The sequence below is a fragment of the Bradyrhizobium sp. 613_E4_N2_2 genome, assembly GCF_052075995.1.
In the GTDB taxonomy this organism is placed as follows: Bacteria; Pseudomonadota; Alphaproteobacteria; order Rhizobiales; family Xanthobacteraceae; genus Bradyrhizobium; species Bradyrhizobium barranii.
This window is the reverse complement of the sequence record NZ_CP197234.1, coordinates 634,719-656,686: the sequence shown is the minus strand read 5'-3', so window position 1 is coordinate 656,686 and position 21,968 is coordinate 634,719. Positions and strand designations below refer to the sequence as shown.

Sequence of the window (21,968 nt, the reverse complement as noted above, 5' to 3'; positions counted from 1 at the left end):
TCGCAATGGCCGGGCAAATGCCCGGCCATCTGCATATCCAGACCTCACCAAGGCGCCCCGATGTCCTCCTCCGTCTCCCCGCTCGCCCCCAAAACTGTCCCCGACATGCCCGTGATCGCGGGCGTCCGCCTTGCGACGGCCGAAGCCGGCATCCGCTACAAGAACCGCACCGACGTGCTGCTGGCGGTAATGGACAAGGGCACCGCGGTCGCGGGCGTCTTCACCAGGTCGAAATGCCCCTCCGCGCCGGTGGAATGGTGCCGCGCCAAGCTGAAGGGCGGCAAGGCGCGCGCGCTGGTGGTGAATTCCGGCAACGCCAATGCCTTCACCGGCAAGACCGGACGCAGCTCCACCGCGCTGACCGCGAAGATCGCGGCCAAGGCGGTCGGATGCAGCGAGGGTGAGATCTTCCTGGCCTCGACTGGCGTGATCGGCGAGCCGCTGGACGCGACCAAGTTCGACGGTGTGCTCGGCCGGCTGGCCGAGACTGCCGAGTCCGGCGACTATCTCGCCGCGGCCAAGGCCATCATGACCACCGACACCTTCCCGAAGGTCGCGACCGCGACCGTCAAGCTCGGCAAGGCCAAGGTCACCATCAACGGCATGGCCAAGGGCGCCGGCATGATCGCGCCCGATATGGCGACGATGCTGTCCTTCATCTTCACCGACGCGCCGATCGCACCCGCGGCCCTGCAAGCATTGCTCAAGAGCGGCGTCGAGGACACCTTTAACGCGGTGACGATCGACGGCGACACCTCGACCTCGGATACGCTGCTGGCCTTCGCCACCGGCGCCGCCGCCGCGCACGGCGCACCAAAGATCAGCCGCGCCAACGACCCCCGCCTGAAGGCCTTCGTGAAAGCCTTCAACCAGCTGCTCGCCAATCTCTCCGAGCAGGTCGCCCGCGACGGCGAAGGCGCGCGCAAGCTGGTCGAGATCACCGTGGAAGGCGCCAAGACCAAGGCGTCGGCGCGCAAGATCGCGATGTCGATTGCGAACTCGCCGCTGGTCAAGACCGCGATCGCCGGCGAGGACGCCAATTGGGGCCGCGTGGTGATGGCGGTCGGCAAGGCCGGCGAGCCGGCCGATCGCGACAAGCTCTCGATCTCCTTCAACGGCATCCGCGTCGCCAAGAGCGGCGCGCGCGATCCGTCCTATGACGAGGCGCAGGTGTCGGAAGCGATGAAGGCCCCGGAAATCGCCATCAAGGTCTCGCTCGGCCTCGGCAAGGGCCGCGACCGCGTGCTGACCTGCGACCTGACGAAGGAGTATGTCGCGATCAACGGGGATTACAGGTCTTAAACCGAACGCCGATGGCCGATCTCAAACTGACATTGGTGGTGGCCTGCGCGCTTGTCGACGCCGACAAGCGCGTCCTGATCGCGCAGCGCCCGGAGGGCAAGACGCTTGCGGGCCTCTGGGAATTCCCCGGCGGCAAGTGTGAGCCCGGCGAGCGGCCGGAGCAGAGCCTGATCCGCGAGCTGCATGAAGAGCTCGGCATCACCGTCGCCGAACCGTGCCTGGCGCCGTTGACCTTTGCGAGCTACGGCTACGAGACCTTTCACCTGCTGATGCCGCTTTACATCTGCCGGCGCTGGGAGGGGCTGGTCACCCCGCGCGAAGGCCAGACCCTGGCCTGGGTCCGCGCCAACAAGCTGCGCGACTACCCGATGCCGCCCGCGGACATTCCGCTGATCCCGCATCTGATTGATTTGCTGATGTGAGTACGGACCTCATCCTGAGGAGCGCGGCACGCGCGTCTCGAAGGATGGCCGCACGGCAAGAGCCGGGCCTGCATAGTTCTCGCGGCGATGCGAAGCATCGTCCGCTAAGCGCGCCTTACGCGCCTCCTCACCATGAGGATCACTCCTTCCCCGCCTTCTTCACCGCCTCCGCCAGGCTCGCTTTCGCCGATCCCGGCTTCAGCGGCTGCTGCTGGCTCGCATGCGGGGCCCAGCCGGAGAGCCAGATGATGTCGAACGTCGCACGGATGCGGCCGTCGGCATCGGCAAAGCGTTCGGCGTAGATTTCGGCCATGCGCAGCAGCGTCGCGCGGGGCGTCGGCGTGCGTCGCCGCTCGATCAACACATTGGCCGCGCCCATGCGGCGGAGATCCTGCATCAGCGCAAACGCATTGGCGTAGCGCACCACGACACGGTCGACATCGGTGACCGGAAGCGCAAAGCCCGCCCGCTGCAACAGCGCGCCGATGTCGCGCAAATCCGCGAACGGGGCCACGCGCGGCGACACGCCGCCCTCGCATTCGGCTTCGGCCGCCGCAAAGACCTGCCGCAGTTCGGTCAGGCTGTCGCCGCCGATCATCGCGGCGAGCAGCAATCCGTCCGGCTTCAGCGCACGCCGCACCTGCGCAAGCACCCCCGGCAGGTCGTTGACGAATTGCAGCGCCAGTGCCGAGACGACGAGATCGAGACTTTCCGGGGCAAAGGGCAGTTTTTCCACGCCCGCTTCGTCGAGCGCGATCCGCTGGAGTGATGGCAGCCCCGTGAGCCCCTCTCCGGGTGTCCAGAGATCGGCCGCAGCATGAAACTCCCGCATCACGGCGGCCAGCCGGTCGGTCATGTCCTCTGCAACACGATCGAGCAGGAATGTCACCTCGCCCTGCGCATGAGCGCGCCGCTGCCGCGCATGCAGCAATGCGCGATCGAACAGAGCGGGCGGGGTTTGCGGGTTCTGGGCCATGCCGCTGGTTACGCCGATCACGACCGCCATGGCAATCTCCTCTCTCGTGTCCCGGCTCTGCAGCGCACCGCACCGGACGATGCTTCGCATCGCCGGGAGCGCTGCGCTGCGTGGCACGAGAGTGTGGCTTGAGCCCCCGTAAACAGAACGCTAGCCTCTCCCCATGGAAGCCGACGCCGCCCCCACCCGCTCCATCGCCGCGCCGTTGCGTGCCGCGTGGACGGCCGGCCGCCACGTGCTGTCACGCGCCGCACGGCTCGCGCTCGACATTGCGCTGCCGACGCTGTGCGTGTCCTGCCGCGAGCCGGTCGACGGCGAGGGCGTTTGCGCGGCCTGCTGGGCGCGGCTGTCGTTCATCGAACGGCCCTATTGCCCACGGCTCGGCATTCCCTTCGTCTATGATCCCGGCCCCGAGATGCTGTCGATGGAGGCGATCGCCAGCCCGCCGGCCTACCAGCGTGCACGCGCGGCGGTGCGCTATGACGACGTCGCGCGCACGCTGGTGCATGCGCTGAAATACCAGGACCGTACCGATCTGGCGCCGGCCATGGGTCGCTGGATGGCGCGCGCGGGCGCCGAACTGCTCACCGGAGCCGACATGCTGGTGCCCGTTCCCCTGCATTGGCGCCGGGCGTGGCGGCGCCGCTACAACCAGTCCGGGGCGCTGGCGCGCATCATCGCGCGGCAGAGCGGTGTCAGGGTGTGCGGCGAAGTGCTGCGCCGGGTGCGCGCGACCGAGCAGCAGATCGGCCTGTCGCGGACCCAGCGCGCCACCAATGTGCAGGGTGCATTCCAGGTATCCCCCGACCGCCAGGTGGAAATCCAGGGCCGCCGCATCGTCCTGATCGACGATGTCCTCACCTCAGGGGCGACGCTGGACGCCTGTGCGCGGGCCCTGCTCCGCGCCAAGGCGGCCCAGGTGGACGTGCTGGTCTTCGCCCGGGTTGTCGAGAGCGGCCCCCGTCCCATATAATTCAATGACTTCATGACATGAGAGCGCCACACGACATGACCGACGCTGTCGAAATCTACACCAGGCCGGGCTGTGGCTATTGTTCCGCCGCCAAATCGCTGCTGACCCGCAAGAAGGCAACCTTCACGGAGTTCGACATCGCCAGGAACCCGTCCTGGCGCGAAGAGATGTACGACCGCGCCGGCGGGGGCTCGACTTTCCCGCAGATCTGGATCGGCGGAACCCATGTCGGCGGTTGCGACGAGCTCTATGCGCTCGACCGCGAGGGCAAGCTCGACGGCCTGCTCGAAAGCGTAAAGGCGGTGTCATGAGCGAGGATCGCACCTTCACCGCCGCAATGATCCAGATGCGCACCGGCCTGATGCCCGAGCCGAGCCTCGCGCAGGCCACCAGGCTGATCCGGCAGGCTGCCGCCAACGGCGCCGACTACGTGCAGACGCCCGAAGTCAGCAACATGATGCAGCTCAACCGAAAGGCGTTGTTCGAGCACCTCCAGATCGAAGAGGACGACACCTCGCTGAAGGCCTATCGCGCGCTCGCGGCGGAACTCGGAATTCACATTCATGTCGGATCGCTGGCGCTGCGCTACTCGGACGAAAAAGCGGTCAACCGCTCTTTCCTGATCGGGCCCGAGGGCAGTGTGCTCGCGAGCTACGACAAGATCCACATGTTCGACATCGAGTTGCCGGACGGCGAGAGCTATCGCGAATCCGCCAACTACCAGCCGGGCGAGACTGCCGTGATCTCCGACCTGCCCTGGGGTCGCGTCGGGCTGACGATCTGCTACGACGTGCGCTTCCCCGCGCTCTACCGCGCGCTGGCCGAGAGCGGCGCGTATTTTATCACCGTGCCGTCGGCCTTCACCCGCAAGACCGGCGAGGCGCATTGGCACATCCTGCTGCGCTCGCGCGCGATCGAGACCGGCTGCTTCATCTTCGCCGCCGCGCAGGCCGGCCTGCACGAGAACAAGCGCGAGACGTTCGGCCACTCGCTGATCATCGACCCCTGGGGCGAGATCCTCGCCGAGGGCGACGTCGAGCCCGGGATCATCATGGCCAAGATCGACCCGGCCAAGGTCGAGACCGCCCGCCGCGCGATCCCCTCGCTCCAGCACGGCCGCCGCTTCGGCGTCGCCGATCCCAAGGCCGGGCCGGACCATCTCCACCTCGTGCGGGGATCGGCATGATCCGCTACGCGCTCCACTGCGACCAAAGCCACGCATTCGAAAGCTGGTTCCAGAGCTCGTCGGCTTATGATTCGCAGGTGAAGCGCAAGCTCGTGACTTGCCCGATCTGCGGCTCGGCCAAGGTCGAGAAGGCGATCATGGCCCCGCGGATCATCGGCAAGAAGGGCCGCGGACGGGCGACGCCGCTGCCGGAGCCGGCCTCAACGCCTGCGCCCGAGGCTGCGCCGTCGGGACCGACCTCGCTGATGATGGCGCAGGAGCGCGAGTTGCGCGCCAAGCTCAAGGAGCTGCGCGATCACATCGTCAAGCACGCCGACAATGTCGGCGAGCGCTTTGCGAATGAAGCCCGCGCGATGCATTACGGCGACAAGGAGCACCGCCCGATCTATGGCGAGGCTTCGCCCGACGAGGCAAAGTCGCTGATCGACGAAGGCATCGAGGTGTCGCCGCTGCCGACGCTGCCGGAAGATAGGAACTAGGCCCCCACCAGCACCGCAACGCCAACCACGATCAGCGCGATACCAAAGATCTCGCGCGGCGCGATCGGCTGCTTGAACGAGTAATACGCCACGCCTTGCGCGAACAGCACCTCGATCAAAGCGAGCGTGCGGACGTTGGCGGCGGCCGTCAGCGCGAAGGCCAGGAACCAGAATTGCGAGGCGAAGGCGCCCATGAAGCCGGCGAGCAGCGACGGCTTCCACAATCCCAGGATCGACTGGAGCACCTTTGGCGCCCGCCAGAGCAGATAGATGGTCAGGATCAGCGTCTGCACGAACAGGCCGAGCACCAGCGTGAACGACGCTGCCGTCACGAAGGAGACGTCAGGCACGTTGATGATGGCGCCGCGGAAGCCAACGGCTGAGAGCGCGAACGCCGCGGCCGCAACGAGGCCCGTGATGGTCGGCCTCAATTCCGCAAAGCTCTTCTCGCCGCCGGGCCGAAGTGCGGTGATGACGACGCCGACGGTCGCGATCACGATCGCCAGCACCTTCAGCCAGGTCAGGTGATCGCCGAGGAAGACGAAGCCGAAAATCGCGGTCTGGATCGCCTCGGTCTTGAGGTAGGCCGTCGTCACCACGAAGGAGCGATCGTTCATCGCGAGCAGCATCAGCCCGGTCGCAACGATCTGGCTGAGCGCCCCGAGCAGCAGCCAGGGCCAGAACACGGTCGGCGGCATGCCGAGGTGATCACCGGTCGCGACCAGCACCACGCCCAGAAACAGCAGCGAGAACGGGAAGCCGAACAGGAAGCGGATATTGGTCGCGCCCCAGGTCCCCAGCGGCTTCGTCAGCGACCGCTGCATCGCATTGCGCGCGACCTGGCCTAGCGCAGCAATGACGGTGAAGGGAATCCAGAGGCTGGCGATGGTAAGCATGCGGGTAGAGCGGTAGGAGGGGAAGCCGTGGCCAACCTGCCGCTAGCGGCGAAGCAGGTCAATCACGCCCACGTCATGGGTGCGATGCTCGCGCCTCGCGTACCCCTCAGACCATCCCTTCCGCCACGACCATGTAGTTCACGTCCATGTCGGAGGAGAGGGTCCATCTGTCGGCGAAGGGTGAGTAGACGACGCCGGTCTGCTCGGTGATAACGAGACGGTTGTCCAAAAGATACTTCGTCAGCTCGTCGGGGGTGACGAACTTGTTCCATTCATGGGTGCCGCGCGGCAGCCAGCGCAGGACGTATTCGGCGCCGACGATGGCGAGCGCGAAGCTCTTCCAGTTCCGGTTCAGCGTCGAGACCACCATCAGCCCGTTCGGCTTCAGCAGCGCCGCGCAGCGCTTGAGGAAAACGCCGACATCGACGACGTGCTCGACCACTTCCATCGCCAGCACGATGTCGAAGCGCTCGCGCGGGTCGATCTCCTCGACCGTGGTGCAGCGGTAATCGATCGACAGATGGCTCTTGTCGGCATGCAGCTTCGCGGCGGCGATGTTGCTGACCGAGGGATCGACGCCGATGACCTGGGCACCGAGGCGCGACAGCGGCTCGCACAACAGGCCGGCGCCGCAGCCGATGTCGAGCACGCGCAGGCCGCCGAGGCAGTTGAGGCTGCGCACATTGCGCTCGAACTTGCGGCAGGCGGCGTCGCGGATATAGCCGAGCCGCAACGGGTTGATCCGATGCAGCGGGGCCATCTTGCCGTTGGGGTCCCACCACTCGGCCGAAAGTTTCGAGAATTTCGCGATCTCGGCGGCGTCGACGGTCGAGCCCGGCTGGGCGGTGGCGGTTGCGGAAGTATTTTGCTGCATGCTCATGGTTAGGCGCGGTCCTACCGCGTGGTGATCGAACTACGGAAGGCGAGCGGCGTGTCGACGGTCGTGATCTTTTCGATCCCCTCGCCAACGCCGCGAATCGTCACGTCGCCGTAGTTGAGAATACGTCCAAGAATCGACTGGTCGACGTCGACACTCTCGACCTTGTCCAGCGCCATTTCAAAGGTCCGGCGCTTGATGAACCCCGTCTTGTGCACAACCCGCAAGTTGGTGACGTCGGTCTCGGTCGTGAAGCGATGGAACCAGCCCTTGATGGTCCAGTAAAGGGCGGCCAGAGCTACGACGCCGGCGGCTATGAGGCACAGCACCCTGAGGCCATCGGCCGTGGCCTGCGGCATCAGGACGAGAAAGGCGAGAGCCACGATCCAGGCCACGATGGCCGGAAAATAGAAGATCCAGTGCGCATTGGTCGAATACAGCACCCGCTCGCCCGGTTGCAGGATCTCGTCGATATAACGCGCCATGATCTCGGTTAACCCATACCCCCAAGCCAGACCTTAGGTCGGACCTTACCCTGCCCCCGCAGGAACCCGCTTGCCCCCGGCCCCGCCGCTATGTATACGCGCGGTCGGTGTCCGCTGGCACCCGTCCGGTGCGGGTCACCATACTGATCCTTATGAGGGAATGCACGCGTCGTCATGAGCCGCCTCGTGATGAAATTCGGCGGCACGTCCGTCGCCAATATCGAACGTATCCGCAACGTCGCACGCCATGTGAAGCGTGAGGTCGACGCCGGCCATGAAGTGGCCGTGGTCGTCTCGGCGATGTCCGGTAAAACCAACGAGCTGGTGGCCTGGTGCACCGAGGCCTCGCCGATGCACGACGCGCGCGAATACGACGCCGTCGTCGCCTCCGGCGAACAGGTGACGTCGGGCCTGCTCGCCATCGTGCTTCAGGGCATGGGCATCCAGGCCCGCTCCTGGCAGGGCTGGCAGATCCCGATCAAGACCAGCGACGCCCATGCCTCGGCCCGGATCGAGGACATCGACGGCAGCGAGATCATCAAGCGCTTCCGGGAGCGCAAGGAGGTCGCGGTCATCGCCGGCTTCCAGGGCATCAATCCCGAGACCAATCGCATCACCACGCTCGGCCGCGGCGGCTCCGATACGTCGGCCGTGGCGATCGCCGCCGCCGTCAAGGCCGACCGCTGCGACATCTACACCGATGTCGACGGCGTCTACACCACCGACCCGCGAATCGTGCCGAAGGCCCGCCGCCTCGACAAGATCGCGTTCGAAGACATGCTGGAACTGGCCTCCCAGGGCGCAAAAGTGCTCCAGGTCCGCTCGGTGGAACTCGGCATGGTCCACAACATGCCGATCTTCGTCCGCTCGAGCTTCGACAAGCCCGAGGATATCGACCCGCATGCCAACCAGCCGCCCGGCACGCTGATCTGCAGCGAGGAGGAGATCATGGAAAGCCACGTCGTCACCGGCATCGCCTTTTCGAAGGACGAGGCCCAGATCTCGGTACGCCAGATCGAGGACAAGCCCGGCGTGGCAGCGTCGATCTTCGGCCCGCTGGCGGATGCCAACATCAACGTCGACATGATCGTGCAGAACGTCTCCGAGGACGGCAAGACCACCGATCTCACCTTCACGGTGCCGGCGGCCGACTACACCCGCGCCAAGGACACGATCACGGCCGCCAAGGCCAAGATCGGCTATGCCCGGCTCGATACCGCCACCGACGTCGCCAAGATATCGGTAATCGGCAGCGGCATGCGCAGCCATGCCGGCGTCGCCGCCCAGGCGTTCTCGGCCCTCGCCGGACGGAATATCAACATCCGGGCCATCACAACCTCCGAGATCAAATTCTCGGTTTTGATCGACACCGCCTATACCGAGCTCGCAGTACGCACCCTGCACACGCTCTACGGTCTCGATCAGGCCTAGACGAATTTTCTCTTAGCGGTCGCAGCAAACGCGAAGGTGTACACACCTTCGCGTTTGGCAGGCGTTTTGCTTGGCAAAACAAGCCTCAATTCGCTATACGGCGAACAGGGTGGGCTGCCGCAGACTGTGTCCCAGTTCAGGCGGCGCTGATTCGGTGCAAGCGCTAAATCTTGAGTAGATTTGTGTTTGTGCCTGCGCCGGACGAACAATTTGGTTGTTTTTCTGGAATTTTGGGCCAGCCGCCGGCCGATACCGCCGGGCCAGGCAGACGGAGGAGATTGACGGTTCATGCGGAGCGCGTCGGGAGGTCCCCGCGTCTTGTTGAGACGGCTCCGCGAAACCATGGCGGAGCAGGTCTCGGCCCAGGAGCGGCTGGACAAGATCGTGGTGCTGATCGCCGCCAATATGGTGGCCGAGGTCTGCTCGGTCTATGTGCTGCGCATCGACAACACGCTCGAGCTCTACGCCACCGAAGGTCTCAACCGCGAGGCGGTTCACCACACCGTGCTGAGCGCCCATGAGGGCCTGGTCGGCCTCGTCGCCAGCGAGGCGACCCCGCTCAACCTCAGCGACGCGCAAAGCCACCCGGCCTTCTCGTTCCGCCCGGAGACCGGCGAAGAAATCTACCACTCCTTCCTCGGAGTGCCGATCCTGCGCGCCGGCAACACGCTCGGCGTGCTGGTGGTGCAGAACCGTGCCAAGCGCAATTATGTCGAGGAGGAGCTCGAGGCGCTGCAGACCACCGCGATGGTGCTGGCGGAGCTGATCGCCTCCGGCGAATTGTCCGCGCTGGCCCAGCCGGGCCAGGAGCCGGCCGCGCGGCATTCGGCGCAGAAGGTCGGCGCCATCCTCTCGGAAGGCATCGCGCTCGGCCATGTCGTGCTGCACGAGCCGCGCGTCGTCATCAAGGACTACATCGCCGAGGATCTGCCGAAGGAGATCAAGCGGCTCGACACCGCGCTCGCCAAGCTACGCGCCGATCTCGACCGCATGCTGGAGCGTGGCGACGTTGCCGAGGGCGGCGAGCACCGCGAGGTGCTGGAAGCCTATCGCATGTTCGCCAACGACCAGGGCTGGTCGCACAAGCTGCATGAGGCGGTCGCCACCGGCCTCACGGCGGAAGCCGCCGTCGAACGCGTGCAGTCCGACACCCGCGCGCGCATGCTGCGCTCGACCGATCCCTATTTGCGCGACCGGCTGCACGATCTCGAGGATCTCGGCTACCGCCTGATGCGGCAGCTGGTCGGCCAGGACCACGCGCCGTCACGCGAGCAATTGCCCGACAATGCCATCGTCATCGCGCGTGCGATGGGCCCGGCGGCGCTGCTCGATTACGACCGCAAGCGCCTGCGCGGCATCGTGCTGGAGGAAGGCACCGCCAACTCCCACGTCTCGATCGTGGCCCGCGCGCTCGGCATCCCCGCGGTCGGCGAAGTCCCGAACGCGCCGGGCATCGCCGATCCCGGCGACGCCATCATCGTCGACGGCACCTCGGGCTCGATCTATGTGCGCCCGTCGCAGGAGGTCGAAGCGGCCTTTGCCGAGCGCGTGCGCTTCCGCGCCCGCCGCCAGGCGCAATACCTTGCACTGCGCGACCGCCCCTGCGTCACCAAGGACGGCCAGAAGGTCGAGCTGATGATCAACGCAGGTCTTGCGATCGACCTGCCGCATATTGAGGACACCGGCAGCGCCGGCATCGGCCTGTTCCGCACCGAGCTGCAATTCATGGTGGGACAGAGCCTGCCGCGCACCAGCGACCAGCTCGCGCTCTATCGCACGGTGCTGGATGCCGCGGGCACCAAGCCCGTCACCTTCCGCACCCTCGACATCGGTGGCGACAAGGCACTGCCTTACATGGAAGCGGTGATCGAGGAGAATCCAGCACTCGGCTGGCGCGCGATCCGGCTCGGGCTCGATCGCCCCGGCCTGCTGCGCGGCCAGATCCGCGCGCTGCTGCGCGCCGGCGGCGGCCGCGCGCTGCGCATCATGTTCCCGATGATCTCGGAGGTCGCCGAATTCGATTCGGCGAAGGCGCTGGTCGAGCGCGAGCTGACTTATCTGCGCCAGCACGGCCACACCCTGCCGGAGCGGATCGACATCGGCACCATGGTCGAGGTGCCCGCCCTGCTCTACCAGCTCGACGAGCTCCTGAAGAAGGTCGACTTCATCTCGGTCGGGTCCAACGATCTGTTCCAGTTCCTGTTCGCGGTCGATCGCGGCAATGCGAAAGTCTCCGAGCGCTTCGACACGATGTCGGCGCCGATCCTGCGCGTGCTGCGCGAGATCGCGCGGAAGTCGAACGATGCGAAGAAGTCGTTATCGCTGTGCGGCGAGATGGCCTCCAAGCCGATCGGCGCACTGGCGCTGATCGCGATGGGCTATCGCTCGCTGTCGCTCTCGGCGACGGCGCTCGGTCCGGTCAAGGCGATGGTCATCGATCTCGACGCGAAGAAGGCCGAAGCGATGCTCGGCCCGCTGCTGGACGCGCCCTCCGGCAGCGTCTCGATCCGGCAGAAGCTGACGGAATTTGCCGAGGCCGAAGGCCTGGCGTTGTAGCGGGCCTGTCGCCCCCTCCCGCCGCCTCGCCCTCTTCCGCCATTTGAGACTGAACCGATGTCGTCACTCCCCGAAGCCAAACTGGACGTCCTGCTCGCGCATCACGCCTCGCTCGAGGCCGAATCGCTCGGCCAGCTCGCCTCCGAACGCTATGTGCAGATCACCCGCGAGCTCGCCGAGCTCACCCCGCTGATCGAGGCGGTGAAGGCGTATCGTTCTGCGGTCAAAGAACTCGCCGACACCGAGGCGCTGATCGCCGATCCCGCGACGGATGCCGAGATGCGCGGCATGGCTGAAGCCGAGCGCGACGAGCTGACGCCTAAAATCGAAGAGCTGGTCCAGAAGATTCGCGTCGCGCTGCTGCCGAAGGACGCCATGGACGACCGCAACGTAGTGCTGGAAATCCGCGCCGGCACCGGCGGCGACGAGGCCTCGCTGTTCGCCGGCGATCTGTTCCGGATGTACGAGCGCTTCGCCAGCTTGCAGGGCTGGAAGGTCGAGGTGATCTCGGCCAGCGAAGGCACGGTCGGCGGCTACAAGGAAATCATCGCGGAGGTGCAGGGCCGCGGCGCGTTCTCGAAGCTGAAATTCGAATCCGGTGTGCACCGGGTGCAGCGCGTGCCGGACACCGAAACGCAGGGACGCATCCACACCTCCGCCGCTACCGTCGCCGTGATGCCGGAGGTCGAGGAGGTCGACGTCGACATCAAGAACGACGATCTGCGGATCGAGACCATGCGGGCGCAGGGCGCCGGCGGCCAGCACGTCAACAAGACCGAATCGGCGATCCGCATCACCCACATCCCGACCGGCATCGTGGTGATGATGCAGGACAGCCGCTCACAGCATAAGAACCGCGCCTCCGCCATGAACATCCTGCGCTCGCGCATCTACGATGCCGAACAGCAGCGCCTCGACGCCGCACGCTCGGCCGAACGCAAGGAGAAGGTCGGCTCCGGCGACCGCAGCGAGCGCATCCGCACCTACAATTTCCCGCAAGGACGCGTCACCGATCATCGCATCAACCTGACGCTCTACAAGCTGCCGCAGGTGATCGCCGGCGAAGCGCTCGGCGAATTGACCGACGCGCTGACCACCGAGCATCAGGCCGCACAGCTCGCCGCGCAAGGCGCAGCCGCCTGAACCGCCCTCAGCGCGCTTTGGCCCGGAACGATCGCAGGATCCTGGCCAGAGCGGGTGCCGCGGCACTCAGCTCGTCCAGGTGAATGCGCGAGAGCGATCGCAGCTTCTGCTCGCCCTTTGCCGTCAGCCTGACGAGGACGCGTCTTGCGTCCTGCGGATCGCCTTCCCGGCCGATCAGCTTCAGCTTCGCCATGCGATCCACCAGCTCCACCGCGGTATGGTGCCGGATCAGGAGGAAGCGCGCGATGTCGCCGACGCTTGCGCCGTCGGGGGCGGCCAGGCCCTTGATCGCCAGCAGCGCCTGATGCTGCTGCGGCGTCAACCCGGCACTCTGGGCCGCGGCTTCGCTGAACGCCAGGAAGGTCCGGAGCTGATAGCGGAACTGTGCGAGCGCCGCATAGTCGGCCTCGCGCATCGCGCCGCCCTTTGAGGGCGCCGCGGATGCGGGGCGTGTCGTCTTCCGCTTCGATTGAGTCATTCCTGCCTGCGACGTCGAGCCCGCGGGTGAAGCGGGCGGTCGCTGCCGAGACTAGCAAGGAAGGACAGGCGGAACCAACCGAGCGGCGCCGCGGATGCACAAATATCGGGGGCTATTCGAAACTGGAGAGCAGGATCTTCACCAGGATGACCTGAAACGCGATCGGGATGCGAACGCTCTTCCGCCTGATCGAGCGCTGCAGCGCGCTGGCAATCTCGGCGCTGGTCAGGCTGCCTGCCGACGCATTGGCGATCAACTCCGCCCACATCTGCGACAGCGAGCCGCCGGGCGGGATCACCGGCTTGATGGTCACGCCGCAGCCCTGCGCCCAATCCACGATCTCCCGCATGGTGTGGGGACCGCAGTTGCGCGCGGTCGCAAGGCGCTCGGCCGTCAGCGCGAGCAGCAACTCGCGCGATGGCAGCCAATTCCCCTTCGGCGGCTGTTCGCCGGTGAGCTCCACCGCAAGCTCCTTCAGAACATTCTGCGCGCGCACGCTCAGCTTCTGCATCGGGCCGGGCGCGCGCTTGGCCTGGACGGAGCCGACGACGGGTCCGCGCCGGCCGGCTGACCGGCTGCGCGGCTCAGACACGCGGGAGGCATCGCCCGACTGCGGCGCCGCACGCTGGTCGCTGCCCTCCCCCGCGGGCCACGCGGCCTCCGGCCGCTCCGCCTCCTGCGGCCAGGATCGTCGCTTCCGGGCACCCGCCACTGTCGTCTGCCGCGCCATTTCTCTCGCCGAACCCGCCAGCCTCGTACTCACAAAGACTAATATATATCGTGATCCGATATGTTTTCACGTGATAATTTTCGTCGTTCGACCAAAGACGAAATTGACAGAAGGGCTTCACAAGCAATGCTTAGGGCCAAGAGCTACACGCGGATGTGACGTGCCCGGCGCAGCAGGCCAGCGAGGCCGGCTGGCGCCGGACAGGTCGTGCTTGCGCCTGCAAACAAGAACGATGTTCGGAGGAAACGACCATGACTGACGATCTCATCCGCCGCGGCCTCTCGCGCCGTGGCCTGCTCCAGACCACGGCTAGCCTCATCGGCGGCTCGATGCTGCCCGCGACGCCGGCCTTTGCCGAGGACAAGCCGGCGATCGGCTCGTATCCCGCCGGCGTTTCGGGTTCCACCGCCTTCATCGGAATCTCGGTCCCGCGCACCGGCACCTACGCCGTGCAGGGCGAGGACGAACTCAAGGGCTACCAGCTCGCGATCGAGCACATCAACAGCGGCCATGACCTGATCAAGAAGATCTCGCCGAAGACCAGCAAGGGCGTGCTCGGCAAGGAGCTGAAGTTCGGCGTCGCGGATTCCGCGGCCAAGCCGAACGAGGCGGTGCAGGCGCAGCAGCGCTTCATCAGCGAGAACAAGGCGATCATGATCACCGGCGGCACGTCGAGCGCCGTTGCGGTCGCGCTCAACAAGCTCGCGCAGCGCGAACACGTGCTGTTCGTGTGCGGCATTTCCGGCTCGAACGACACCACCGGCAAGGACTGCGTTCGTTACGGCTTTCGCCAGAATTTCTTCGGCCAGACCGCCGCTGCGGCGATTGGCCCGGTGATGGTGAGGGAGTTCGGCAAGAACAAGAAGGCCGCCTACCTGACGCCTGATTACACCTACGGCCACACCGTCACCAAGTCGATGCAGGACTTCCTCGCGACTGCAGGCTGGACGACGGTGACCAACCAGGTCGCACCACTCGGTGCGCCCGACTACTCCTCTTATCTGCTGAACGTCGCGAACTCCGGCGCCGACGTGCTCATCAACGTCAACTGGGGCCACGATGCGGTGCTGTCGACCCAGCAGGCCAAGCAGTTCGGCGTGCTCGACAAGATGAAGCTGGTCGTTCCCTACCAGGTGCCCTTCATCGCGCGCGAGAGCGGCGGCCTGATGCAGGGCGTCTACGCCGCCACCGACTATTGGTGGACGATCGAGGACAAGTTCCCGCTCGCCAAGATGTTCAACGAGGCCTTCGAGAAGAAGTACGGCTACAAGCCCGAATGGGGCGCCGAGAACGCCTATGTCAGCTTCGCGCACTGGGCCCACATGTGCGAGCAGGCCGGCAGCTTCAATCCGCCTGACGTGATCAAGGCCTACGAGAAGGGCGAGACGATCCCCTCCCTGGTCGGCGACGTGCATTACCGCCCCGAGGATCACCAATGCGTCCGCCCGGTGATCATCGTGAAGGGCAAGCAGCAGAAGGACATGAAGAACAAGGAAGACTGGTACGACGTCGTCGAGATCGTCCCAGGTGAAGGCCTGATGCAGAAGTCGGACGCGTTCGGCTGCCATCCCGGCGATTACAGCTGAGCCCGCGCTAACCCCTGTGACGCCGCGGGCTCACTCTGGTCCTGCGGCGTCACCTTTTTCTGACGCGCACCATGGCGCGCCACAACGGCGATTGTCGCATGATCAGTTGGCCCAACCTCGTTTCGCAGCTTTTCAACGGGCTCGCGCTCGGCGCCCTGCTCGCGCTGATCAGCTCCGGCCTGACCATCATCTACGGCACGCTCGGCGTGCTCAACCTCGCGCATGGCGCGATGTTCATGATCGGCGGCTATGCCGGCTTCGTCGCTTACCAGTACACGGAGTCCTTCATCATCGCCGTCATCGCGGGCTCGCTGTTCGTGATGCTGCTCGGCGTCGCGATGGAACGCGTCATCATCCGCCATTTCTATCATCGCCCGCACGAGGATCAGCTGCTCGTGACCTTCGGGCTCGGCATCTGTTTCGTCGAGCTCGTGCGCCTGATCTTCTCGAGCCAGTCGCAGCTGGTGCCGCCGCCGGCGCTGTTCCAGGGCATCACCAATCTCGGCTTCATGTTCTATCCGACCTACCGCCTCGCCGTCGTCGGCATCGTCGCGGTCGCCCTCGGCGCACTGTTCATCGTCCTCTACCGGACCCGGCTCGGCATGATCGTGCGCGCCGGCATCGAGGATTCGGTGATGGTCGATTCGCTCGGCATCAACGTCTACCGGGTCTTCATGGTCGTGTTCGGCATCGGTGCGATGGCCGCCGGATTTGCCGGCATCGTCAACGCGCCGGTGGTGTCGCTGACACCGGGCATCGGTGACGACATCCTGGTCCAGACCTTCGTGGTGGTGGTGATCGGCGGCGTCGGCTCGTTTCCGGGCGCGATCCTCGGCGGCCTGATCGCCGGCGAGATCATCAGCGTCACCTCCATGTTCAACCCCGGCTACGCCTATGTGATGCTGTTTGCAGCGATGACGCTCGTGCTCGTGGTGCGACCGCATGGCCTGCTCGGCGTCCAGGGCCGCGAGTAAGCGATTTCCTGATGCTCAAGCAACGCCCGTTCCTGATCGAGACCCTGACCGCGATCGGTTTGATCGCAGCCCCGTTCGTGCTGCCACATCTCGGCTTCGCCCCGAACACCGTGAACCGGATCCTGGTCTGGGGCCTGTTCGGGCTCGGCTTCGACATCCTGTTCGGATTCACCGGCCTGCTGTCGTTCGGCCAGTCCGCCTTCTACGGCACCGGCGGCTTTGTCGCGGCCTACCTCCTGACCCGCGCGGGTTTCGGCAACGTGCTGGGCGCACTGATCATCGGCATGATCGCGGCGGCGGCGACCGGCTATTTGATCGGCCTGATCGCGCTGCGCCGCACCGGCATCTATTTCGCCATGATCACCGTGGCGATCGCGGAGGTGTTCTTCTTCGTCGAGTTCAATCCGCTCTCGGATTTCACCGGAGGCGAGAACGGCCTGCCGGGCGTACCGACGCCGAGCTTCAATCTCGGCTTCACCACCATCCACTTCACCAATGGCTGGTCGCTCTATCAGTTCATCGCGCTGTGCTACTTCATCGGCGTCATCATCGCGCTCAGGATCGTCCGCTCGCCTGTCGGCGCCGTCTTCAGCGCGATCCGCGACAATCCGCTGCGCGCCACCGCCGTCGGCCACAACATCCACGGCTACAAGTTGACCGCCTTCGTGATCGCAGCCGCCTACGCCGGTTTCGCCGGCGGCCTGCTCGGCGTGCTCCAGGCATTCATGCCGCCCGACGCTTTCACCTTTGACACCTCGGGCCAGCTCGTGATGCAGACCGCCATTGGCGGCCGCGGCACGTTGTTCGGACCGCTGGTCGGCGCAACAGTTTGGCTCTTCCTTCAGGATTTCCTCCAGTCCGCGCTGGGCCTCGGGGCGGCCTGGAAGCTGGTGCTCGGCGTCGTGTTCGTGGTGCTGGTCTGCTTCCTGCGCGGCGGCATTGTGGGCGGCCTCGTCGATCTCTACGGCCTTGTGTCCGGCAAGCGAGCGCGAAGGGCTGCGGAGACGGAGGAGGAGGCCGAGATCGAGACGCCGCAGCAAGCTCCTCCTGCGCCGATGCAGGCCAGGGAGGTCGCGCATCCCGCCTATTCCGGGCCGATCCTGAAAGCCACCGGCCTGACCAAGCGCTATGGCGGTCTCGTCGCCAACAGCGACATCGATTTCAGCGTCAATCAGGGCGAGCTGCGCGGCATCATCGGCCCCAACGGCGCCGGCAAATCGACCTTCTTCAAGATGCTGACCTGCGAGATCGCGCCGACCTCTGGCCGGATCGTGTTCGAGGGCCGCGATATCACGGGATTGAAGGTCACCGAGGTCTGCCAGCTCGGGCTCACCAAGAGCTACCAGGTCAACCAGCTCTTCACGGGCCTCACGGTGCGGCAGAACCTGACGATCGCCGCACTCGCCGAGCTGCGCGGCAAGTTCCGGCTCGACCTATTCCGCAAGCTCTCGGGCGTCAAGGGCCTGACGGAGCAGGTGGCGCATACGCTTGCCCTGGTCAATTTGACCCGCCGCGCCGACACGCCGGTATCCGAGCTCGCCTATGGCGAAAAGCGCCGGCTGGAGATCGGGCTTGCGCTCGCCACCTCGCCGCGCCTGCTGCTGCTCGACGAGCCGCTCGCAGGCATGAGCCCGCGCGAGCGGGTCGAGACCGTCAAGCTGCTCAAATCGATCGCGCGCGGACGCACCATGATCATCATCGACCACGACATGGACTCGCTGTTCGAGCTTGTCGAGCGCGTGACGGTGCTCCAGGAGGGCAAGGTGCTGCTGGACGGCACACCGGAGGAAATCAGGACCAACGCCGCAGTGCAGGAAGCCTATCTCGGCGGCGTTCACGGAGAGATCGCCGCATGAGCCTGATCGAGGTCAACGGCCTAAACAGCTATTACGGGGACTCCCACATCCTGTTCGACGTCGCCATGCGCGTCGAGCGGCACGAGGTGGTGGCGCTGCTCGGGCGGAACGGCGCCGGCAAGAGCACGACGCTCAAGAGCCTGATGGGCGTCGTGACGCCCCGCAGCGGCAGCGTGAAGTTCAACGGCATCGATATCGCCGGACGCAAGAGCCACAGAATCGCGCAGGCCGGCATGCAGCTCGTGCACGAGGAGCGCCGGATCTTCGGCAGCTTGTCGGTGGAGGAGAACATCGTCCTCGCCGGGATCACCGCACCGAAGCGCTGGCCGCTTGAGCGCGTCTACGAGATGTTTCCGCGGCTGAAGGAGCGGCGCAACAACCGCGGCACCGAGCTCTCCGGCGGCGAACAGCAGATGCTCGCGATCGCCCGGGCGCTGGTGCGCGATCCCAAGATCGTGCTGCTGGATGAGCCGTTCGAGGGGCTCGCGCCCGTCATCGTCCACGATCTCGTCAAGGCCTGCCGCGAGCTCGCAGCCGCCGGCCAGACCATCGTGCTGGTCGAGCAGAATCTGGCAGCGACGCTGGCGCTGGCGACGCGGATCTACATCATCAACAACGGCCACATCGTGCACGAGGGACCGGCGCAGGAGCTCAAGGCCCAGCCGGAGCTGCTGCAGCGATACCTTGGCGTCTAGGTCGAGTCCCCCTAAACTCCGGGATATCTGCTTTCGAGGGCGCGGCATGCGGCCTCGCCCCCGGAATGTCGCCTTGGGCCCAAAGCGGGCACAGGGTCGCCTTTAGCCGAGGTGAGGTCTTGCCAAGCCGAACCGAACCTGAGGGAGGAGACGCTATGAGCGCGATCTGGCCGGAGATTCCCTTCGAGGCATGGCGCGAAACCTGTTCCGCGCTTCATCTGTATTGCCAGATTGTCGGCAAGTATCGGCTCGCGAGAACGCCGTGGGTCAACCATTCCTGGCACGCGACCTTCTACGTGAATGCACGCGGGCTCACGACTTCGCTGATTCCAGACGCATCAGGTATCGAGATCGTCTTCGATCTCTCCCGTCACGTCCTGATCGGAGAAGCAGCTGGTGGGCGCAGGGCGGAAATGCCGCTCGGGCGAATGTCCGTCGCCGAATTTCACGCCCGGTTCTGTGATTTGGTAGAACATCTCGGCGGAACACCAGAATTTGACGGTCGGCCCAGTGAGGTCCCAGATCCGATCCCGTTCACGGAGGACCGCCAAATCAGGCCCTATGACGCAGACGCCGTGACGCGGTTCTTCCGCGCCCTCGTCGCGATCAGCGGAGTGTTTTATCGGTTTCGGACGGGGTTCATCGGGAAAGTCAGTCCGGTCCATCTCTTCTGGGGCAGCTTCGATCTCGCGGTGACGCGCTTCTCTGGGCGTTCCGCTCCGCTTCACCCGGGTGGCGTCCCGGGTTTGCCGGACGTCGTGACACGCGAGGCCTATAGCGATGAAGTCTCGTCCGCCGGCTTTTGGCCGGGCGGAGGTGGTACGGACTTTGCGGCCTTCTACTCCTATGCCTACCCCACGCCGAATGGCTTTGCTGACGGACAGGTCATGCCGGCGGGCGCATACTTCGATCGGAAGCTCGGCGAATATCTCCTGCCCTACGACCTTGTGCGAAAATCCAGCGAGCCAGAGGCCGCGCTCATGGCGTTTCTGCAAACCACCTATCAGGCAGCAGCTGATGTCGGACGCTGGGATCGTGCCGCGCTCGAATGTCCGATTGGCTCTCCCCTTCGACCCCGCCCGCTGAACAGGAACTGATGAAGGTTCGATGAAAGATCGCTGGCTCGCAGTTTCGGTGGAGCGAAGCTGCGCCAGTCGATTTCGAGTTTGTCTCGATGATGGGTTTCGCAACAGCTCTACCCGTTCTACGGTCTTGCTGCAGCGCTATCTCGATCAACTGCCAAGTGCCGCAATCATCCGCTTGGCGTGATCGGCGAGCACGGCCATGTCTTCCTTGCGCGTCTGCGCCGGCAGTAGCTCGATTCCGGCCCTGACCGGCATGACGTGCATGTGCAGGTGGAAGACCACCTGCCCGCTCGCCGGTTCGCTGAACTGCTGCAGGATGATACCCTCGGCGTCGAACGCCTTCATCGCCGCAATCGCGATGCGCTTGCCGGTTCGGGCGACCGCGGCGAGATCGTCATCCGCGATGTCGAGGATGCCACGCGCTGGCGCCCGGGGAATGACCGGCGTGTGTCCGGGCGAGCGCGGCATGATGTCGAGGAAGGCGAGGCTGCGGTCGTCCCTGAAAACCTCGAAGCAGGGAATCTCGCCGCGCAGGATCTTTGCGAAGACGTTCTGATCGTCGTAAGCCGTCATGAACCCCTCGCTCGCTGCGAGGTGCGATCAGACGCGCTCCTTTCCGTTGACGCAAGCAATGCCGCCGATCTATCCACGACACCAGGCAGGATGGCTCCATTGGCGACAGGTTTCGATTCCGGACACAGCATCGAGAGCGCGCGGCGCGCGCTTGCGGCGCGACTGCAATCGGCCGGCATCGAAGAGCCCGCCCTCGACGCGCGCCTGCTCGTCGGAGCCGCGCTGAGGCTTGATTTGACCGGCATCGTCACGCAGGCGGCGCGCCAGCTCACGCCCGAAGAGGCTGCGCGACTCGAAGCCTATGCGCAGCGCCGTCTCGCGCATGAGCCGGTCGCCCGCATTCTCGGCGCGCGCGAATTCTGGGGCCTGCCGTTCCAACTGTCCGAGGCGACGCTGGTGCCGCGGCCGGACACCGAGACCGTGGTCGAACTGGCACTGGAGATCTTTCGGGAGGCCACGATATCGGGGGCGCGCCCGCGAATCGCGGATATCGGCACCGGATCCGGCGCGATCCTGCTCGCGCTGCTGCACGAAATTCCCGATGCCTTCGGTGTCGGAACCGATCTCAGCCTCTCCGCGCTCGCCACCGCGCGGAGCAATGCCGCAGCTCTGGGCCTCGCCGGCCGCTCCGGCTTCGTCGCCTGCTCCTATGCGGCGGCGCTGCGCGGCCCGTTCGATCTCATCGTGTCGAATCCGCCCTATATTCCCTCAGGGGAAATTCCGAAACTGAGCCTCGATGTGCGCGAGCACGATCCGCATCTGGCGCTCGACGGCGGCAATGACGGCTATGACGCCTACCGCGCCCTGATCCCGCAGGCGGCCGAGCGGCTCGCCCCCGGCGGGGCGTTGATCGTCGAGGCGGGGCAAGGGCAGGCCCGCGATATTGAAACCTTGATGACGGCTGCCGCGTTGTCTGTGGACAGGCCGCCCAAGGCCGATTTGGCGGGCATCCCGCGGGCGGTTTCGGCCCGAAAAATGCCCCCATAAAAGCCGGATTGGGTTGCAAAAAACCTCTTGGAATATCCCTTGGGAACGACTACGTTCCGATCAACACATCGGTGCCGGCCCCGTAGACCTACGGGCAAAAGCCGGGCTCTCGGGCGAGAGCTTTACTGATTTAAAGGTTCCAAGCCGCAGGTCCTGTTGAGCGCGATGGCCATTGGAGCTGCGCTGCTCTCCGACCGCAAAGTGAACGAAAGCCTGATATTGCGCTTGAAGACTTACGCAACAAAGCTGGGCTTGTTTCGGCAGGCGATATGAATGGG

The 21,968-nt window shown here is 65.5% G+C and carries 22 protein-coding genes; 15 read left to right on the top strand and 7 right to left on the bottom strand.

Annotation, left to right across the window (positions count from 1 at the left end):
- The first annotated feature begins 60 nt into the window (after positions 1-60).
- Together argJ and AB7290_RS03065 are read left to right on the top strand one after the other, a co-directional pair.
- On the top strand, positions 61-1,302 hold the full coding sequence (gene argJ / locus AB7290_RS03070; RefSeq protein WP_085403597.1) for a bifunctional glutamate N-acetyltransferase/amino-acid acetyltransferase ArgJ: 1,242 nt from the start codon (positions 61-63) through the stop codon (positions 1,300-1,302).
- Positions 1,303-1,313: 11 nt separating this feature from the next.
- The gene (locus AB7290_RS03065; protein WP_028159577.1) at positions 1,314-1,724 is read left to right on the top strand and encodes a (deoxy)nucleoside triphosphate pyrophosphohydrolase; all 411 of its coding nucleotides are present in this window, start codon (positions 1,314-1,316) and stop codon (positions 1,722-1,724) included.
- A gap of 139 nt (positions 1,725-1,863) precedes the next feature.
- Here AB7290_RS03065 and AB7290_RS03060 read toward each other — a convergent pair whose 3' ends face one another.
- Entirely contained in the window at positions 1,864-2,730 is an 867-nt protein-coding gene (locus AB7290_RS03060) for a methyltransferase domain-containing protein (RefSeq protein ID WP_085403598.1), read from the bottom strand.
- Positions 2,731-2,863: 133 nt separating this feature from the next.
- On the opposite strand from AB7290_RS03060, the gene AB7290_RS03055 reads away from it, so the two are divergent.
- The 4 genes from AB7290_RS03055 to AB7290_RS03040 are packed head-to-tail and all read left to right on the top strand — an operon-like array spanning position 2,864 to position 5,338.
- Positions 2,864-3,673 carry a ComF family protein gene (locus AB7290_RS03055; protein ID WP_085403599.1) on the top strand — a complete coding sequence of 270 codons (810 nt, stop codon included), beginning with the start codon at positions 2,864-2,866 and terminating at the stop codon, positions 3,671-3,673.
- Between the two features lie 35 nt (positions 3,674-3,708).
- Positions 3,709-3,984: a glutaredoxin 3 gene (gene grxC / locus AB7290_RS03050; protein ID WP_063980577.1), complete on the top strand. Its 276-nt coding sequence runs from the start codon at positions 3,709-3,711 to the stop codon at positions 3,982-3,984.
- Positions 3,981-4,859, top strand: a complete 879-nt coding sequence (locus tag AB7290_RS03045; RefSeq protein WP_085403600.1) for a carbon-nitrogen hydrolase family protein — start codon at positions 3,981-3,983, stop codon at positions 4,857-4,859. Before grxC ends, AB7290_RS03045 begins: the two co-directional genes overlap by 4 nt.
- Entirely contained in the window at positions 4,856-5,338 is a 483-nt protein-coding gene (locus AB7290_RS03040; RefSeq protein WP_085403601.1) for a DUF1178 family protein, read from the top strand. Before AB7290_RS03045 ends, AB7290_RS03040 begins: the two co-directional genes overlap by 4 nt.
- On the opposite strand, the gene AB7290_RS03035 is transcribed toward AB7290_RS03040, so the two are convergent.
- The 3 genes from AB7290_RS03035 to AB7290_RS03025 all read right to left on the bottom strand — a co-directional run bounded on the left by AB7290_RS03035 (position 5,335) and on the right by AB7290_RS03025 (position 7,596).
- Complete coding sequence (locus AB7290_RS03035; protein ID WP_085403602.1) at positions 5,335-6,234, bottom strand: EamA family transporter; 900 nt, start codon at positions 6,232-6,234, stop codon at positions 5,335-5,337. The genes AB7290_RS03040 and AB7290_RS03035 overlap by 4 nt on opposite strands.
- Before the next feature lie 106 nt (positions 6,235-6,340).
- Positions 6,341-7,114 (bottom strand): bifunctional 2-polyprenyl-6-hydroxyphenol methylase/3-demethylubiquinol 3-O-methyltransferase UbiG, encoded by a 774-nt coding sequence (gene ubiG, locus AB7290_RS03030; protein ID WP_085403603.1) that lies wholly within the window; start codon positions 7,112-7,114, stop codon positions 6,341-6,343.
- Positions 7,115-7,128: 14 nt separating this feature from the next.
- The gene (locus AB7290_RS03025) at positions 7,129-7,596 is read right to left on the bottom strand and encodes a PH domain-containing protein (protein ID WP_071908493.1); all 468 of its coding nucleotides are present in this window, start codon (positions 7,594-7,596) and stop codon (positions 7,129-7,131) included.
- A 174-nt stretch (positions 7,597-7,770) separates the two neighbouring features.
- On the opposite strand from AB7290_RS03025, the gene AB7290_RS03020 reads away from it, so the two are divergent.
- From AB7290_RS03020 to prfA, 3 genes are all read left to right on the top strand, one after another.
- Complete coding sequence (locus AB7290_RS03020) at positions 7,771-9,027, top strand: aspartate kinase (RefSeq protein WP_085403604.1); 1,257 nt, start codon at positions 7,771-7,773, stop codon at positions 9,025-9,027.
- A gap of 288 nt (positions 9,028-9,315) precedes the next feature.
- Positions 9,316-11,583, top strand: a complete 2,268-nt coding sequence (gene ptsP / locus AB7290_RS03015; protein WP_063980570.1) for a phosphoenolpyruvate--protein phosphotransferase — start codon at positions 9,316-9,318, stop codon at positions 11,581-11,583.
- Between the two features lie 57 nt (positions 11,584-11,640).
- A complete protein-coding gene (prfA, locus tag AB7290_RS03010; protein ID WP_085403605.1) occupies positions 11,641-12,726 on the top strand; it encodes a peptide chain release factor 1 in 1,086 nt (361 codons plus the stop codon).
- A gap of 7 nt (positions 12,727-12,733) precedes the next feature.
- On the opposite strand, the gene AB7290_RS03005 is transcribed toward prfA, so the two are convergent.
- Together AB7290_RS03005 and AB7290_RS03000 are read right to left on the bottom strand one after the other, a co-directional pair.
- On the bottom strand, positions 12,734-13,204 hold the full coding sequence (locus tag AB7290_RS03005) for a MarR family winged helix-turn-helix transcriptional regulator (RefSeq protein ID WP_085403606.1): 471 nt from the start codon (positions 13,202-13,204) through the stop codon (positions 12,734-12,736).
- A 112-nt stretch (positions 13,205-13,316) separates the two neighbouring features.
- Positions 13,317-13,934 (bottom strand): hypothetical protein, encoded by a 618-nt coding sequence (locus tag AB7290_RS03000; RefSeq protein ID WP_201266229.1) that lies wholly within the window; start codon positions 13,932-13,934, stop codon positions 13,317-13,319.
- Positions 13,935-14,185: 251 nt separating this feature from the next.
- On the opposite strand from AB7290_RS03000, the gene AB7290_RS02995 reads away from it, so the two are divergent.
- The 5 genes from AB7290_RS02995 to AB7290_RS02975 all read left to right on the top strand — a co-directional run bounded on the left by AB7290_RS02995 (position 14,186) and on the right by AB7290_RS02975 (position 20,142).
- Complete coding sequence (locus AB7290_RS02995; protein WP_085403607.1) at positions 14,186-15,520, top strand: substrate-binding protein; 1,335 nt, start codon at positions 14,186-14,188, stop codon at positions 15,518-15,520.
- Between the two features lie 98 nt (positions 15,521-15,618).
- Positions 15,619-16,494: a branched-chain amino acid ABC transporter permease gene (locus AB7290_RS02990; protein ID WP_014490434.1), complete on the top strand. Its 876-nt coding sequence runs from the start codon at positions 15,619-15,621 to the stop codon at positions 16,492-16,494.
- An 11-nt stretch (positions 16,495-16,505) separates the two neighbouring features.
- Positions 16,506-18,350 carry a branched-chain amino acid ABC transporter ATP-binding protein/permease gene (locus tag AB7290_RS02985; RefSeq protein WP_354078349.1) on the top strand — a complete coding sequence of 615 codons (1,845 nt, stop codon included), beginning with the start codon at positions 16,506-16,508 and terminating at the stop codon, positions 18,348-18,350.
- Complete coding sequence (locus tag AB7290_RS02980) at positions 18,347-19,045, top strand: ABC transporter ATP-binding protein (RefSeq protein WP_085403608.1); 699 nt, start codon at positions 18,347-18,349, stop codon at positions 19,043-19,045. The genes AB7290_RS02985 and AB7290_RS02980 overlap by 4 nt, the downstream gene beginning before the upstream one ends.
- Positions 19,046-19,200: 155 nt before the next feature.
- A complete protein-coding gene (locus tag AB7290_RS02975) occupies positions 19,201-20,142 on the top strand; it encodes a DUF5996 family protein (protein WP_085403609.1) in 942 nt (313 codons plus the stop codon).
- A gap of 135 nt (positions 20,143-20,277) precedes the next feature.
- Here the strand turns inward: AB7290_RS02975 and AB7290_RS02970 are convergent, their stop codons facing one another.
- Positions 20,278-20,703, bottom strand: coding sequence for an HIT family protein (locus AB7290_RS02970; RefSeq protein ID WP_085403610.1), 426 nt, complete (start codon positions 20,701-20,703; stop codon positions 20,278-20,280).
- 90 nt (positions 20,704-20,793) lie between these two features.
- On the opposite strand from AB7290_RS02970, the gene prmC reads away from it, so the two are divergent.
- A complete protein-coding gene (gene prmC, locus AB7290_RS02965; protein ID WP_094184332.1) occupies positions 20,794-21,690 on the top strand; it encodes a peptide chain release factor N(5)-glutamine methyltransferase in 897 nt (298 codons plus the stop codon).
- Positions 21,691-21,968: the final 278 nt, after the last annotated feature.

Excerpts from the sequence above, each read along its gene's own strand:
- argJ (WP_085403597.1), top strand. The coding sequence starts at position 61 with ATGTCCTCCTCCGTCTCCCCGCTCGCCCCCAAAACTGTCCCCGACATG.
- AB7290_RS03065 (WP_028159577.1), top strand. The coding sequence starts at position 1,314 with ATGGCCGATCTCAAACTGACATTGGTGGTGGCCTGCGCGCTTGTCGAC.
- AB7290_RS03060 (WP_085403598.1), bottom strand. The coding sequence starts at position 2,730 with ATGGCGGTCGTGATCGGCGTAACCAGCGGCATGGCCCAGAACCCGCAA.
- AB7290_RS03055 (WP_085403599.1), top strand. The coding sequence starts at position 2,864 with ATGGAAGCCGACGCCGCCCCCACCCGCTCCATCGCCGCGCCGTTGCGT.
- grxC (WP_063980577.1), top strand. The coding sequence starts at position 3,709 with ATGACCGACGCTGTCGAAATCTACACCAGGCCGGGCTGTGGCTATTGT.
- AB7290_RS03045 (WP_085403600.1), top strand. The coding sequence starts at position 3,981 with ATGAGCGAGGATCGCACCTTCACCGCCGCAATGATCCAGATGCGCACC.
- AB7290_RS03040 (WP_085403601.1), top strand. The coding sequence starts at position 4,856 with ATGATCCGCTACGCGCTCCACTGCGACCAAAGCCACGCATTCGAAAGC.
- AB7290_RS03035 (WP_085403602.1), bottom strand. The coding sequence starts at position 6,234 with ATGCTTACCATCGCCAGCCTCTGGATTCCCTTCACCGTCATTGCTGCG.
- ubiG (WP_085403603.1), bottom strand. The coding sequence starts at position 7,114 with ATGAGCATGCAGCAAAATACTTCCGCAACCGCCACCGCCCAGCCGGGC.
- AB7290_RS03025 (WP_071908493.1), bottom strand. The coding sequence starts at position 7,596 with ATGGCGCGTTATATCGACGAGATCCTGCAACCGGGCGAGCGGGTGCTG.
- AB7290_RS03020 (WP_085403604.1), top strand. The coding sequence starts at position 7,771 with ATGAGCCGCCTCGTGATGAAATTCGGCGGCACGTCCGTCGCCAATATC.
- ptsP (WP_063980570.1), top strand. The coding sequence starts at position 9,316 with ATGCGGAGCGCGTCGGGAGGTCCCCGCGTCTTGTTGAGACGGCTCCGC.
- prfA (WP_085403605.1), top strand. The coding sequence starts at position 11,641 with ATGTCGTCACTCCCCGAAGCCAAACTGGACGTCCTGCTCGCGCATCAC.
- AB7290_RS03005 (WP_085403606.1), bottom strand. The coding sequence starts at position 13,204 with ATGACTCAATCGAAGCGGAAGACGACACGCCCCGCATCCGCGGCGCCC.
- AB7290_RS03000 (WP_201266229.1), bottom strand. The coding sequence starts at position 13,934 with ATGGCGCGGCAGACGACAGTGGCGGGTGCCCGGAAGCGACGATCCTGG.
- AB7290_RS02995 (WP_085403607.1), top strand. The coding sequence starts at position 14,186 with ATGACTGACGATCTCATCCGCCGCGGCCTCTCGCGCCGTGGCCTGCTC.
- AB7290_RS02990 (WP_014490434.1), top strand. The coding sequence starts at position 15,619 with ATGATCAGTTGGCCCAACCTCGTTTCGCAGCTTTTCAACGGGCTCGCG.
- AB7290_RS02985 (WP_354078349.1), top strand. The coding sequence starts at position 16,506 with ATGCTCAAGCAACGCCCGTTCCTGATCGAGACCCTGACCGCGATCGGT.
- AB7290_RS02980 (WP_085403608.1), top strand. The coding sequence starts at position 18,347 with ATGAGCCTGATCGAGGTCAACGGCCTAAACAGCTATTACGGGGACTCC.
- AB7290_RS02975 (WP_085403609.1), top strand. The coding sequence starts at position 19,201 with ATGAGCGCGATCTGGCCGGAGATTCCCTTCGAGGCATGGCGCGAAACC.
- AB7290_RS02970 (WP_085403610.1), bottom strand. The coding sequence starts at position 20,703 with ATGACGGCTTACGACGATCAGAACGTCTTCGCAAAGATCCTGCGCGGC.
- prmC (WP_094184332.1), top strand. The coding sequence starts at position 20,794 with ATGGCTCCATTGGCGACAGGTTTCGATTCCGGACACAGCATCGAGAGC.